Here is a 12,347-nt window from a genome sequence, read left to right on the forward strand (position 1 = left end):
GATTCGTCCAGGGGAACGGGGCCCTTCTTCTATCCCCAGAACCTTTAGCCGACCGCTTTTGTGCGGGGAATCGTCGTGAGTTCCCCGCACAAAAGCGCGGTCGTTCGCCTCAGGAGAGCTTGCGGCGGAGGAGTTCGAAGCAGAGCACCGAGGCGGCGCTGGCGACGTTGAGCGACTCGACACCGCCCGCCATCGGGATGGCCAGCGGCTGGGTGATCCGGGACTGCACCTCTTCGGACAGGCCCGCGGTCTCGCTGCCCAGCACGAACACCGCGCGGGAACCGAACTCGGTGCCGTAGATCGTGTCCGGGGCGTCCGCTTCCAGCGCGTACAGCGGGTATCCCGCGTCGCTCAGCATCTCCGCGGCTTCACCAGCGGTGCGGGTCCGCAGCACCGGGGCGTGGAACGCGACGCCGGCCGAGGCCTTGATGACCAGCGGGTCGAGGCTGGCGACTCCTCGGTGCGGCACCACGATGCCGTCGATCCCGGCGGCCGTCGCGGTGCGCAGGATCATGCCGACGTTGGCCGGCGTGGTCAGGCCGTCCAGCAGCAGGATCTTGCCCGGCGCGGTTGCCGGGTCCTCGAGGGCGTCGGTGAGCGGGCGCATCTTGCGGGCCACCACGTCGGCCAGCACGCCCTGGTCGTGGCGGCCGTTGCCGGCCAGCACCTTGACCCGGTGCGCGCTCGCGCGGTGGACGCGGACCGCTCGGTCGGCGGCCGCTTCCTTGATCTCCTCGATGATCGGTCCCCGCAGGCCCTCGGCCAGGACCACCTTGTCGACGCGGAGGTCGTGGTCGGTCAGCGCCTCCAGCACGGGCTTGCGGCCGTAGACGGTGACGAATCGGTCTTTCGGGGAAACTTCGCTGGTCACGTCACCAAGTGTCACATGCGGTTGCGGGCGGCTGGCCACTGGAACCCCTCGGTGCGGGGCGGGTTGTGTGCCAGGATCGCGGACATGTCCGATCGTCTTTCCGCAGTAGACGCGTCCTTCCTCTACCTGGAGGACTACACCACGCCGATGCACGTCGGTGGTGTTGCGGTGTTCCGGCGCCCGCGCAGCGGATTCGACTACGACCGGGTGCTGTCGCTGATCGACCGCCGGCTGGGGTTCGTGCCGCGCTACCGGCAGCGGGTCATGCCGGTGCCGGGGAAGCTGGCGCGGCCGGTGTGGGTGGACGACCAGGACTTCGACCTCACGTACCACGTCCGCCGCTCGGCGCTGCCCAAGCCGGGCAGCGACGCGCAGTTGTACGACCTGGCCGCCCGGTTGATGTCGCGCAAGCTCGACCACGCCCGCCCGCTGTGGGAGGTGTACCTGGTGGAGGGCCTGTCGAAGAACCGGGTCGCGGTGATCACGAAGACCCACCAGGCGATGGTGGACGGCATCGGTGCGCTCGACATCGGCCAGGTGATCTTCGACGTGGAGCGCAACCGGGAGGTCCCGGACGTCGACGAGCTGTGGATGCCGCGGCCGGAGCCGACCTTGGCCGAGCTGGTGGTGGAGGCGATGACCGACGCCGTGCAGCGACCGGGCGAGGTGGTCGAGAACGTTCGCGCGGCGATGGTGGACGTGACGGCCACGGCGCAGAAGGTCACCCGCGCGTTGGGCGGTGTTGCCTCGGCACTGCGCACCGCGGTGGTTCCCGCTCCCAGCGGGCCCTTGAACGCGCCGACCTCCGCGCAGCGCCGGTTCGCCGTCGCGCGGGCGAGGCTCGAGGACTTGCGGGCCGTGCGGCGGGCGCACGGCAGCACGGTCAACGACGTCGTGCTGGCGGTGGTCACCGGGGCGCTGCGGAACTGGTTGCTGTCCCGTGGTGAGGTGGTCGCGCCGTCGACCACGGTTCGCGCGATGGTCCCGGTGTCGGTCCGCTCCGACGACGCCGAGGCGCGCGCGACCTACCCGGAGACCAGCAGCCTGCCGGTCGGTTCGGTGGGCAACAAGGTCTCGGCGTACCTGGTCGACCTGCCGGTCGGCGAGGGCAACCCGACCGTCCGGTTGCACCAGGTCAGCCATGCCATGCGGGCGCACGCGGAGTCCGGGCAGTCGGTGGCGGCGGGGGCGCTGGTCAAGGTGTCGGGGTTCGCGCCGCCGACGCTGCACGCGTTGGGGGCGAGGGTGGCCAACCAGTTCTCGGACCGGTTGTTCAACGTCCTGGTGACCAACGTTCCCGGACCGCAGGTGCCGCTGTACGCGGCGGGGGCGAGGATGATGGAGATGTTCCCGGTGGTGCCGCTGGCCAAGAACCAGTCGCTGTCGGTGGGGGTGACCTCCTACGACGGCGGCGTGTACTTCGGGTTGAACGCCGATCGGGATGCGATGCCCGATGTGGACGTGCTGGCGGCGATGATCGGGGAAGCGGTGGACGAGATGATCGGCACGGTCGAGGCGTGAGGGATTCCCCCGCCCGCCGGTCGTGGTCGCGTTCCAGCCGGAGCTGATGCAGTGGAGGACGAGATGGGGATGGTCGAGGCATGAGGGTTTACCTGCCTGCCACGCTGCCGATGCTTCGGCAACTGGTGGCCGACAAGCAGTTCCAGCCGCTGGGCGGGACTGCGTTCGCGCTGACGCCTGCGCTGCGCGAGTCCTACGCCAGCGGCGACACCGAAGAGCTCGAGTACGCGGCGATGCGGGAGGCGTCGCGGGCGTCGCTGCGGCTGATCGCCGGCGAGCCGAGCGCTGATGAGAAGCCGGAGATGCGGCGGGTGGTGATCTCCGCCGACGTCGATGACGTGACGCTGCGCCCGGATCTGGACCACGCGGTGGTGAAGGTGTCCGGGCCGGTGCAGTGGAAGCAGATCGCCGCGGTGCACGTGGACGCGACGGAAGCTGAAGACGCGGTGCGCGCGGCGGCGGCGGTGATCGATGCCGCCGATCTCGGCGATCCGGATGCGGAGTTCGCGCTGGGCGACGCGGAGGACCACGAACTCGCCTGGTACGCGCCGCAGGAAGTGCCGTTCTTGCTGGAGTTGATGTAGCGGGGTGGGGCCGCCGGGCGGTGCTGGACCGCCCGGCGGACATCAGCGGCCGTCAGCCGGGCAGACCCGGGGTGCTCGGCATGTCCTGCACCTGGTCGGCTGGCGGCGTGGTGATCTCCACCGGCTTGCCCCAGTCCGCGTAGCGCACGGTCAGCTTCGTCTCCGGGATGTCCTGGCCCTGGACCTTCATCGCCGGGCTGGTCATGGCGACCTTCAGCGGCAGCTTGTCGGCGTCGACCCAGACGGTCTGCTTGAGCTCGGTGACACCGGAGTCCAGCAGCACCTTGAAGCCGGCCTTCTTGGCCTCCGGGGCCTCCTCGGCGGCCTTCTTCAGGTCGGTCACGACCTCGTAGCGGGTCGCGTCCTTGCCGTCGACCTGCTCCTCGGCGCTCGACTGGATGCTGGAGCCGGCCGGCAGCATGGCCTGGAGGTCGCTGATCTTGCCCAGCTCGCCGAACTGCTGGGTCATCTCCTCGGTCGCGGGCATCTTGACCCACTGCTTGCTCGGGTCACCGGCCAGCTGTGCCATCTGCGGGCTCTTCATGAAGATGCCGTCGCCGTTGATCGTCATCTCGACGGCGCCGCCGCCGCAGCCCATCGCGGCCTTCTCGACGTCGACCTGGCACTTCATGTTCTCGTACATCTGGGCGAGCGGGCCGGTGCCCTCGAAGGAGACGGTGACCGTCTTCTTCTCGTCCATGGTGCTCTTCGCCGCGGTGACCAGGGACGAGACGTCCGTGATCGACGAACCGGAGTTGGTCTCGTCGGCGTTGTTCGAGCCGGACGGCGACCCACCCTGGCTGCAGGCCCCGAGGGAGGCTGCCAGAGCGACAGCGGACAGGGCGGTGGCAATGCGACGCACGAATCGTCCTCTCTGCGTGGAGAATGCAATACGACGAACGTAACAGCGCATTGATCCGGTAGGTCGCACTTTCGGTGCAATTCGTTGGGTATGTCCGGTCACCTCGGTCGTTGCGCCTGCGGCGGGACGTCCTGGAACACGCCGATCTTCTCGGCCGGGGGGACGCGGATTTCGGTGGGAGCGCCCCAATCCCGGTAGGTCGAGGTCAGCGACACCTGGCCGGCCTGGGCGACCTGTCCGGTGGCCGCGAACTGCGCGGGCAGGCCGGATTCGTCCAGCCACAGCTGGTATTCGAGCTCGGGTTCACCGGCGTCGGCGGCCTTCTGGAACCGGGTTCGCTGCTGCGGATCGGTGGCCGCGTCGGCGGCCTGCGCGGTGACGATGCGCAGCTGGTAGCGGGTGGTGGGCTTGCCGTCGACCTGGTCCGGCGCGCTGGTCTGGATGCGGGTGGCCTTCTCGACGCCGCTGAACGTGGCGCGCGGGTCGACGGCCTCCTGCACCTGGTCCAGGGCGGGGCTGAGCAGCTTGGAGCCGAAATCGCCCGCGCCGGGGGAGATCCGCAGCCACGGCTTGTCCGGTGCGGGGCGGGCCAGCGGGGTCTGCAGGTAACCGGTTCCGTCCACGATGGACAGAGCGATCCGCTGCGGTGGTTGGTTGCCGGTGCCGCGGGTCTGGCCGTTGAGCGCGAGATCGGTCTGCTGGCCGCGGTAGCGCACGACGCCGTCGGCGGTGAGGTCGCCGACCACGCCGAGGCTGCCGCGGATCTGGCTGCGCGTGCTGCCGCGTTCGTCGATCCTGCTGATGACCTGGGACAACATCGCGTCGGCGGTGGGACGGGGATCGGGGTTGGCGGCGATGGCGTTCGTCGGGACCGGTGGTTCTCCGGCGCATCCGCCGAGTGCTGCGATCAGGGTGAGACCAGCGGAAATCACCGCGGTCCTGGTGCGGGCTCGGGACATCGGGCGCGCTCCTCGGGCCGTTGGCGGCTCTTCGGCTCGCACGGCGGAGAACCGTGCGACGGCATGCGTGAGCTGCGAAAACATCCTCCGCTCACGCCGACCGCGAACCACGCTAACAACGAAGTCGTCATGCCACAGGGGACGATCGCGTCCCGAACGGGGGAAATGTGGGCCGAGATTCGCGTTTTTCCGCGGTCAGGCGTCGTCGCGGCCCGCTCGGGAACGCAGCAAGCGGCGCAGCGAGGCGAGCTGCTCCGCGCCGCCGCCGTCGGCCGCGAAGGTGTCCAGGTGGCAGTCCGGGTCGTCGGAACCGCCCAGGTGCCCGCAGTTCGGCGGGCATTCCTCCGCTGCTTCGGAGAAGCCCTCGAAGGCCGCGATCACGTCGTCGGCGGTCACGTGCGCCAGGCCGAACGAGCGGATTCCCGGAGTGTCGACCACCCAGCCCTGCTCGGGCAGTGCCAGGGCCACCGCTGACGTCGAGGTGTGCCGTCCCTTGCCGACTCCGCTGACCTCACCGGTCGCGCGGTCGGCGTCCGGCACCAGCCGGTTGACCAGGGTGGACTTGCCGACCCCGGAGTGCCCGACCAGCGCGGACACCCGGCCGGCGAGGAGTTCGCGCAGCTGCTCGGGTTCCGCGTCGAGGCTGGTGATCGCGATCGGCATGTCCAGCGAGCGGTAGGTGCTGATCCACTCGCCGGGCTCGGCCAGGTCGGACTTGGTCAGGCACAGCACCGGCGCGAGACCACCGGCGTAGGCGGCGACCAGGCAGCGGTCGATGAACCCGGGGCGCGGCGGCGGGTCGGCGAGCGCGGTGACGATGATCAGCTGTTCGGCGTTGGCCACCACGACCCGCTCGTAGGGGTCGGTGTCGTCGGCGGTGCGGCGCAGCACGCTGTTGCGGTCGGCGACGCGCACGATCCGGGCCAGCGTGTCGGGCTTGCCGGAGGTGTCGCCGACCAGGTCCACCAGGTCGCCGACCACCACCGGGGTGCGGCCGAGCTCGCGGGCGCGCATGGCGGTGACGATCCGGTCCGGTCGGCCGTCCAGCGCGCAGGTCCAGCGGCCGCGGTCGACGGCGACGACCATCGCGGACTCGGCGTCGGCGTGCTTCGGGCGCTGCTTGCTGCGCGGCCGGCTGCCCTTGCCGGGGCGCACCCGCACGTCGGACTCGTCGAGGTGGCTCCAGCCCCGCTTGCTCATCGGACCGCCTCCGGGCTCACACCGACTCCCCGAGCATCTCGGCCCACATCCCGGGGAAGTCGGGGATGGTCTTGCCGGTGGTGGCGATGTCCTCGACCAGCACTCCGGGGACCCGCAAGCCGAGGATCGCGCCGGCGGTGGCCATCCGGTGGTCGGCGTAGGAGTGCCAGTTCCCGCCGTGCAGCGGTCGGGGCTCGATGATCAGTCCGTCCTCGGTCTGCTCGACCGCGCCGCCCAGCTTGGTCAGCTCGGTCTGCAGCGCGGCGAGCCGGTCGGTCTCGTGCCCGCGCAGGTGCGCGATCCCGCGCAGCTGGGAGCGGCCGGTCGCGAGCGCGGCCAGCGCGGCGACGGTGGGGGTGAGCTCGCCGACGTCGTGCAGGTCGAGGTCGACCGCATTGATCTCGGCGGGGCCGGTGACGGTCAGGCCGTCCTCGGTGAGCTGCACCTGCGCGCCCATCTCGGCGAGGATGTCGCGGATCGCGTCGCCGGCCTGCGTGGTCCGGGCCGGCCAGCCGGGGACGGTGACGGTTCCGCCGGTGGCGGCCGCGGCGGCGAGGAACGGGGTGGCGTTGGACAGGTCCGGCTCGACGTCCAGGTCGAGCGCGCGGATCGGGCCCGGGGTCACTCGCCAGATGTCGGCTTCCCGGTCGTCGACCTCGACACCTGCGGCGCGCAGCATCGACACCGTCATCTCGATGTGCGGCAGCGACGGCACCGGCTCGCCGGAGTGCCGGACCACCACGCCCTGCTCGAACCGCGGCGCCGACAGCAGCAGCCCGGAGACGAACTGCGAGGACGCGGAAGCGTCGATGGTCACCGAGCCGCCGGGCAGCTTCCCGGTTCCGCGCACCAGGAACGGCAGCGCATCGCCGTCGATGTCGGCGCCGAGCGAGCGCAGCGCGTCCAGCACCGTGCCGAGCGGGCGCTTGCGGGCGTGCGGGTCGCCGTCGAAGGTGATCTGCCCGGAGGCGAGCGCGGCGATCGGCGGCACGAACCGCATGACCGTGCCCGCCAGGCCGCAGTCGACCTCGGCCGGTCCGCGCAGCTCAGCGGGGGTGACCTGCCACGAGCCGTCCGGCCCGTCCAGCACCTCGACGCCGAGTGCGCGCAGCGCGCCGGCCATCAGCTCGGTGTCCCGGCTGCGCAGCGGGGCTCGCAGCGTCGACGGACCGTCGGCGAGCGCGGCGAGGACCAGAGCCCGGTTGGTGATCGACTTCGAACCGGGCACCGGGACGGTCGCGCGCACCGCGCCGGAGGCGGTTGGAGCAGGCCAGAGCTGGGTCATGGGCCAATGATCCCCCACCTCGCCCGGAGAATTCAGCGCCGGGTGCGCGTTGGCGCCGCGAGTTGCTGGAGTGGCATCTCGCCGCTGCGATCTGTTCGCGCCGCTCGCCTGCGACGATCCGGACTGCCAGGATGGGATCGACCACACCACTGCGAGGTGACGGAGGTTCGACCGGGCATGTGTGGCAGGTATGCCTCCACGAAGGATCCGGGCAAGCTCGCGGCCGAGTTCGCCGCCCTGGACAGCACCGGTGGTGCGGCCCCCGGCGCGGACTTCAACGTCGCGCCGACCAAGCGCGTGCTGACCGTGGTGCAGCGGCACCCGCAGGACGAGGCGGGGGAGAAGGACCTCGAGCGGACCGAGCGCAGCGTCCGCGTGATGCGCTGGGGCCTGGTGCCGATGTGGGCCAAGGACAAGTCCATCGGCAGCCGGATGATCAACGCCAAGTCCGAGACCGTGACGACCAAACCCGCCTTCCGCACCTCGATCAAGCGCTACCGGTGCCTGGTGCCGGCCGACGGTTGGTACGAGTGGAAGCGCGAAGGCGACCGCAAGCAACCGTTCTTCATGACCTCCCCGGACGGCTCCAGCCTGGCGATGGCCGGCATCTTCGCGACCTGGCGCGACCCGAAGGTCGAGGACGCCGAACCGCTGGTGACCTGCTCGGTGCTGACCACCGGCGCGATCGGGCAGCTGTCCGAGGTGCACGACCGGATGCCGCTGCTGCTGCCGTCCAGCGCTTGGGCGCACTGGCTCGACCCGGACCAGCCGGACGTGTCCGACCTGCTCGCGCCGCCGTCGGAGGAACTGGTGGCCGGGCTGGAGCTGCGCCCGGTGTCCACCGCGGTCAACAACGTCCGCAACAACGGTGCCGAACTGGTCGAACGCGTGCCGCTCGAGCCGCAACCGCAGGCGGTAGGTTTGGACCCCGGGCTGAAGTGAGTCGACGCGGGGTGGAGTTCTGATGTGTGGTCGGTACGCCGTCGAGCACGATCCGGCGGTGCTGGCCGAGCAGTTCGCGGCAGCTGATCGCACCGGCGGTGAGGTGCTCGCGGACTTCAACGTGACACCGACGAAGACGGTGCCGATCGTCGTCCAGCGCGGTGCCGAGCGCAGCATCCGCCCGGTGCGCTGGGGTCTGGTGCCGACGTGGGCGAAGGACATGAACAGCGGGCCGCCGATGATCAACGCCCGTGCCGAGTCCATCACCACCAAACCCGCCTACGCCGAGTCCGCGCGGCGCCGCCGCTGCCTGATGCCCGCGACCGGTTGGTACGAGTGGAAGCCGGGTGACCGGCGGCGGCAGCCGTTCCTGTGCCGGCGCCGCGACGGGGCGAGCCTGGCGATGGCCGCGGTGTTCTCCGCCTGGTGGGCGCCGGACTCCACCGACCGGCCGCTGGTGACCTGCGCGGTGGTCACCACCGACGCGCTCGGGGAGCTGGCCGACGTGCACCACCGGATGCCGCTGGTGCTGCCGCAGGACCGGTGGGCGGACTGGCTCGACCCGCAGCGGAGCGAGATCAGCGAGCTGTTGACCCCGGCGGAGGGGATGCTCGACGATCTGGTGCTCCACCCCGTCTCCACCGAGGTGAACAGCATGCGCAACAACCACCCGGACCTGCTGCGGCAGACCGATCCGGTGCCCGAACCGGCCGAGCAGGCAGCGCTGTTCGAGTCATGACCAGGGTCGAGGTCGAAACTCCGCACGGCCCGGCTCGGGCCGAGCTGCACTGCGCCGAAGAGGGGCGAGCCGCGCTGCTGCTCGGGCACGGCGCGGGTGGCGGCATCGCCGCGCCCGACCTGGTGGCGGCGACCCGCGCGGCCACCGAGGCCGGCGTGCACGTGGCGCTCGTCGAGCAGCCGTACCGGGTGGCCGGCCGACGGGCCCCGGCCCCGGCCAAGCAGCTGGACGCGGCGTGGCTCGCGGTGGCCGAGGACCTGGGCGAGCGGTGGTTCGCCGATCTCCCGCTGCTCTTCGGCGGCCGGTCTTCCGGCGCGCGGGTGGCGTGCCGGACCGCGGAGGACGGGGCGGCTTCGGCGGTGCTGTGCCTGGCGTTCCCGGTGCACCCGCCCGGCAAGCCGGAGAAGTCCCGGATGTCGGAGCTCGATGGGGTCGAAGCGCCGGTGCTGGTGGTGCAGGGGGAGCGGGACGCCTTCGGCCAGCCCGAGCCGTCGCACAACCGCGAGGTCGTCCTGGTGCCCGGCGACCACTCGCTGAAGGCCGACGTCGACGCGGTCTTCCGCGCGACCCAGGAATGGCTGGGCCGAGTCCTCCGCCTGATCGACTAGCCCGTTCGAGAGCGCAGCTCCCTGAACGAGTGATCTCGCAGGTCTCCGACCTGCGACAATCACCATCTGAAATCGATGGCGTTGCTCCGTTCGCGTCAACTTCGGACGATCATGCGGAGAGTTCGGCGCCCCCACCGCGATCCGGTTTCGCGCAGCGGACTCCCCACCTCCCGGACTGGGCGCCATCCCCCAAGCCCGTTCGGTTCCCCGGTGCGACTGTTGCGCGGCAGTGGCACCAGCGTCGGGGGAGTGGTTCGTCATCGTCCGCCGGGCCACTCCCCCGCGCGCTGATCAAGCGGAGATGTCGGCGAGCACCGCGTCGAGCAGCCCGGCGAGGTCCGCCGCGGCGAGTTCGATCTCCAGGCCGCGCCGCCCCGCGCTGCAGCAGATCGTGTCGAAGCCGGTGGCGGAGGAGTCGATCACGACCGGCAGCCGCTTCTTCTGCCCGAGCGGCGAGATGCCGCCCGCGACGTAACCGGTGGCGCGCTCGGCCGCCGCCACCTCGGCCATCTTGGCCTTCTTCCCGCCCAGCGCCGCCGCGAGCTTCTTGAGGTCGAGCTGCCCGGTGACCGGCACGACGCCGACCGCGAGCTTGCCGTCCACCTCCGCGACCAGCGTCTTGAAGACCCGTTCCGGAGCCTGGCCGAGCGCCTCGGCGGCCTCCAGCCCGTAGGAATCGGCGCGCGGATCGTGCTCGTACGCGTGCACCTCGTGCGGAACCTTGCGCTTGGCCAGCAGCGCCGTAGCGGGAGTGCCCTTACCTGCCATGCGCGTCACTCTAGAAGGCCGGAATAACAGGTCGCGGGAGTCCGTTGGACGGGCTGTGACCATGGATTCGACGAACACCTGCGTGCTGGAGCGCCCCGAGCGCGAACGGCCGTCACCGACAGGTAGTCGCAGTAGGGCGCGCGTATCCTCGAACCTGGACCATGCGAACGAGCGCATGGGTTCGTCGCCTGCTGTCACTCCGTCCAGGCGGCGGGAAAGGAGCCCGGTGCCAAGCACCCCAGAGCACCCGGACGTGACTGGGCGCGACTCCGACCGCACCGAGGAGACCGAAGAGCAGCGCGCCGCGCGTTTCGAGCAGGACGCGATGCCGCTGCTGGACCAGCTCTACGGTGCGGCTCTGCGCATGACGCGAAACGCCCAGGACGCCGAGGACCTGGTCCAGGAGACCTACCTCAAGGCGTTCTCCGCGTTCAAGTCGTTCACCCAGGGCACGAACCTGAAGGCCTGGCTGTACCGCATCCTCACCAACACCTACATCAACGGCTACCGCAAGCGGCAGCGCCAGCCTCAGCAGCAGCCGACGGATGAGATCGCCGACTGGCAGCTCGCGCAGGCGGAGAACCACACCTCCAGCGGGTTGCGCTCGGCCGAGGTCGAGGCGCTGGACCGGTTGCCGGACACCGATGTGAAGGCCGCGCTGCAGCAGCTGGCCGAGGAGTTCCGCATGGTGGTCTACCTCGCGGACGTGGAAGGCTTTGCGTACAAGGAGATCGCCGAGATCATGGGCACGCCCATCGGCACCGTCATGTCGAGGCTGCACCGTGGTCGCAGGCAGCTGCGTGAGATGCTCACCGACGTCGCCCGCGATCGCGGTTTCTTGCGGGAGACCCAGCGGGAGGTGAGCACTTCATGAATTGCGGCGGGTCCGACGAAGCCTCTTGCGAGGACGTGCTCGCCGAGGTGTGGCTGTTCCTGGACAACGAGTGCGACCAGCAGCGACGTGCTGCGGTGCAGGAGCACCTCGACGGTTGCGGGAGTTGCCTGGAGCACTTCGGCATCGAGGAGCACATCAAGGCCCTGCTGCACCGCAAGTGCAGCGGTGAGCACGCGCCGACGGAGCTGAAGGAACGGCTCCGGAGCTCGATCAGGGAAGCCGTCCTGAGCAAGGCCGAGGTGACCGTCGAGCAGGGTCCCGACGGCACCTCCGTCGAGGTACGGACCAAACGAACCTCGATCGAATGACCTCAGAACGCTGAATGGCCCCGGACCAAATCAAAGGTCCGGGGCCATTCGCGTGTTCGACGGCTGGTGCCGCCGGCGCTCACGAGTTGGGGCGCTTGCCGTGGTTGGCCTTGTTCTTCTTACGGTCCTTCTTCTTGCGGGCCCGCTTGCCCATGGCGCCTCCTCGAGCTCTGCTGTCCGACCAGTCCGGTGACCTGTCTGGCCGTCGCGGCCGACCCGGTCTCCGCTGGGGTTTCGAGCTCCCAGTTTGACATGCCCACCACCTGCCGCTGGCGGGTGGTTCCGGTCGTGGTTTCCTAAGCAGGGGCCTACCGGGCCGCGGTGAGGAGAGGGGCTGATCTTGTCCACGCTGAGTGACCTGCTCGCCGAGCACACCGGGCTGTCCGGTACCGCGGCCGACCACCTGCAGCTCGTGGTCGCCGAGTGGCAGTTGCTCTCGGACCTGTCCTTCGCCGACTTCCTGCTGTGGGTGCCGATCGGCCCCCAGGAGGATCCCGAGGCCCGCTTCATGTGCGTGGCCCAGGCCCGGCCGACGACGGCCCCCACCGCCCACCCGGAGGACGTGGTGGGCACCGAGGTCACCCAGGACGAGCACCCGCAGCTGCGGCGCGCGGCCGGCGAAGGCCGGATCTGCCGCGAGGAGGACCCGCGCTGGCACCTCGGAGTGCCGGTGCGCCGCGAGACGATCCCGGTCCGGCTCGGCGACGAGGTGGTGGCGGTGCTCAGCCGCGACACCAACCTCGCGGTGCCGCGGGTGCCGAGCCCGCTGGAGATCTCCTACCTGGGCAGCGCCGCGGACCTGTGC

15 protein-coding genes are annotated in these 12,347 nt (G+C 70.6%); 8 read left to right on the plus strand and 7 right to left on the minus strand.

Features of this window, described 5'->3' with window-relative positions; translation table 11 throughout:
• Positions 1-109: 109 nt before the first annotated feature.
• Positions 110-871, minus strand: a complete 762-nt coding sequence (locus ABTZ89_RS26195) for a TrmH family RNA methyltransferase (protein WP_270949037.1) — start codon at positions 869-871, stop codon at positions 110-112.
• Positions 872-955: 84 nt separating this feature from the next.
• Between ABTZ89_RS26195 and ABTZ89_RS26200 the strand changes: the two genes are divergently transcribed.
• The gene (locus tag ABTZ89_RS26200; protein ID WP_270949038.1) at positions 956-2,392 is read left to right on the plus strand and encodes a WS/DGAT/MGAT family O-acyltransferase; all 1,437 of its coding nucleotides are present in this window, start codon (positions 956-958) and stop codon (positions 2,390-2,392) included.
• Positions 2,393-2,472: 80 nt separating this feature from the next.
• Positions 2,473-2,976 (plus strand): DUF6912 family protein, encoded by a 504-nt coding sequence (locus ABTZ89_RS26205; RefSeq protein ID WP_270949039.1) that lies wholly within the window; start codon positions 2,473-2,475, stop codon positions 2,974-2,976.
• A gap of 52 nt (positions 2,977-3,028) precedes the next feature.
• Here the strand turns inward: ABTZ89_RS26205 and ABTZ89_RS26210 are convergent, their stop codons facing one another.
• The 4 genes from ABTZ89_RS26210 to aroA form a co-directional block, all read right to left on the minus strand.
• Positions 3,029-3,838 carry an SCO4651 family lipoprotein gene (locus ABTZ89_RS26210; protein ID WP_351049404.1) on the minus strand — a complete coding sequence of 270 codons (810 nt, stop codon included), beginning with the start codon at positions 3,836-3,838 and terminating at the stop codon, positions 3,029-3,031.
• A 98-nt stretch (positions 3,839-3,936) separates the two neighbouring features.
• The gene (locus tag ABTZ89_RS26215) at positions 3,937-4,797 is read right to left on the minus strand and encodes an SCO4651 family lipoprotein (protein WP_351049407.1); all 861 of its coding nucleotides are present in this window, start codon (positions 4,795-4,797) and stop codon (positions 3,937-3,939) included.
• Between the two features lie 195 nt (positions 4,798-4,992).
• Entirely contained in the window at positions 4,993-5,997 is a 1,005-nt protein-coding gene (gene rsgA, locus ABTZ89_RS26220; RefSeq protein WP_351049410.1) for a ribosome small subunit-dependent GTPase A, read from the minus strand.
• 16 nt (positions 5,998-6,013) lie between these two features.
• Positions 6,014-7,282: a 3-phosphoshikimate 1-carboxyvinyltransferase gene (gene aroA, locus ABTZ89_RS26225; protein ID WP_351049413.1), complete on the minus strand. Its 1,269-nt coding sequence runs from the start codon at positions 7,280-7,282 to the stop codon at positions 6,014-6,016.
• A gap of 177 nt (positions 7,283-7,459) precedes the next feature.
• Here aroA and ABTZ89_RS26230 point away from each other — a divergent pair, with 177 nt between their 5' ends.
• The 3 genes from ABTZ89_RS26230 to ABTZ89_RS26240 are packed head-to-tail and all read left to right on the plus strand — an operon-like array spanning position 7,460 to position 9,571.
• Positions 7,460-8,224 carry an SOS response-associated peptidase gene (locus ABTZ89_RS26230; RefSeq protein ID WP_270949151.1) on the plus strand — a complete coding sequence of 255 codons (765 nt, stop codon included), beginning with the start codon at positions 7,460-7,462 and terminating at the stop codon, positions 8,222-8,224.
• Between the two features lie 22 nt (positions 8,225-8,246).
• Positions 8,247-8,963 carry an SOS response-associated peptidase gene (locus ABTZ89_RS26235; RefSeq protein ID WP_270949044.1) on the plus strand — a complete coding sequence of 239 codons (717 nt, stop codon included), beginning with the start codon at positions 8,247-8,249 and terminating at the stop codon, positions 8,961-8,963.
• Positions 8,960-9,571 carry an alpha/beta hydrolase family protein gene (locus ABTZ89_RS26240; RefSeq protein WP_270949045.1) on the plus strand — a complete coding sequence of 204 codons (612 nt, stop codon included), beginning with the start codon at positions 8,960-8,962 and terminating at the stop codon, positions 9,569-9,571. The genes ABTZ89_RS26235 and ABTZ89_RS26240 overlap by 4 nt, the downstream gene beginning before the upstream one ends.
• Positions 9,572-9,862: 291 nt before the next feature.
• Here the strand turns inward: ABTZ89_RS26240 and ybaK are convergent, their stop codons facing one another.
• Positions 9,863-10,339, minus strand: a complete 477-nt coding sequence (gene ybaK / locus ABTZ89_RS26245; protein ID WP_270949046.1) for a Cys-tRNA(Pro) deacylase — start codon at positions 10,337-10,339, stop codon at positions 9,863-9,865.
• A gap of 226 nt (positions 10,340-10,565) precedes the next feature.
• Here ybaK and ABTZ89_RS26250 point away from each other — a divergent pair, with 226 nt between their 5' ends.
• A complete protein-coding gene (locus ABTZ89_RS26250; RefSeq protein ID WP_408641845.1) occupies positions 10,566-11,213 on the plus strand; it encodes a sigma-70 family RNA polymerase sigma factor in 648 nt (215 codons plus the stop codon).
• Positions 11,210-11,542, plus strand: coding sequence for a mycothiol system anti-sigma-R factor (gene rsrA / locus ABTZ89_RS26255; RefSeq protein WP_270949048.1), 333 nt, complete (start codon positions 11,210-11,212; stop codon positions 11,540-11,542). Before ABTZ89_RS26250 ends, rsrA begins: the two co-directional genes overlap by 4 nt.
• A 79-nt stretch (positions 11,543-11,621) precedes the next feature.
• Here the strand turns inward: rsrA and ABTZ89_RS38980 are convergent, their stop codons facing one another.
• Positions 11,622-11,696, minus strand: a complete 75-nt coding sequence (locus ABTZ89_RS38980) for a 50S ribosomal protein bL37 (RefSeq protein WP_103908190.1) — start codon at positions 11,694-11,696, stop codon at positions 11,622-11,624.
• A 186-nt stretch (positions 11,697-11,882) separates the two neighbouring features.
• On the opposite strand from ABTZ89_RS38980, the gene ABTZ89_RS26260 reads away from it, so the two are divergent.
• Positions 11,883-12,347 (plus strand): histidine kinase N-terminal domain-containing protein (locus tag ABTZ89_RS26260; protein WP_351049420.1); only part of this gene is annotated, 465 nt, incomplete at its 3' end.

This window comes from Saccharopolyspora sp. NPDC002686, assembly GCF_040295745.1.
GTDB classification, from domain to species: Bacteria; Actinomycetota; Actinomycetes; order Mycobacteriales; family Pseudonocardiaceae; genus Saccharopolyspora; species Saccharopolyspora oryzae.

What these genes read in the sequence shown, in the direction of transcription:
- ABTZ89_RS26200 (WP_270949038.1), top strand. Translation starts at nt 956, where the DNA reads ATGTCCGATCGTCTTTCCGCAGTAGACGCGTCCTTCCTCTACCTGGAG.
- ABTZ89_RS26205 (WP_270949039.1), top strand. Translation starts at nt 2,473, where the DNA reads ATGAGGGTTTACCTGCCTGCCACGCTGCCGATGCTTCGGCAACTGGTG.
- ABTZ89_RS26215 (WP_351049407.1), bottom strand. Translation starts at nt 4,797, where the DNA reads ATGTCCCGAGCCCGCACCAGGACCGCGGTGATTTCCGCTGGTCTCACC.
- rsgA (WP_351049410.1), bottom strand. Translation starts at nt 5,997, where the DNA reads ATGAGCAAGCGGGGCTGGAGCCACCTCGACGAGTCCGACGTGCGGGTG.
- aroA (WP_351049413.1), bottom strand. Translation starts at nt 7,282, where the DNA reads ATGACCCAGCTCTGGCCTGCTCCAACCGCCTCCGGCGCGGTGCGCGCG.
- ABTZ89_RS26230 (WP_270949151.1), top strand. Translation starts at nt 7,460, where the DNA reads ATGTGTGGCAGGTATGCCTCCACGAAGGATCCGGGCAAGCTCGCGGCC.
- ABTZ89_RS26235 (WP_270949044.1), top strand. Translation starts at nt 8,247, where the DNA reads ATGTGTGGTCGGTACGCCGTCGAGCACGATCCGGCGGTGCTGGCCGAG.
- ABTZ89_RS26240 (WP_270949045.1), top strand. Translation starts at nt 8,960, where the DNA reads ATGACCAGGGTCGAGGTCGAAACTCCGCACGGCCCGGCTCGGGCCGAG.
- ybaK (WP_270949046.1), bottom strand. Translation starts at nt 10,339, where the DNA reads ATGGCAGGTAAGGGCACTCCCGCTACGGCGCTGCTGGCCAAGCGCAAG.
- rsrA (WP_270949048.1), top strand. Translation starts at nt 11,210, where the DNA reads ATGAATTGCGGCGGGTCCGACGAAGCCTCTTGCGAGGACGTGCTCGCC.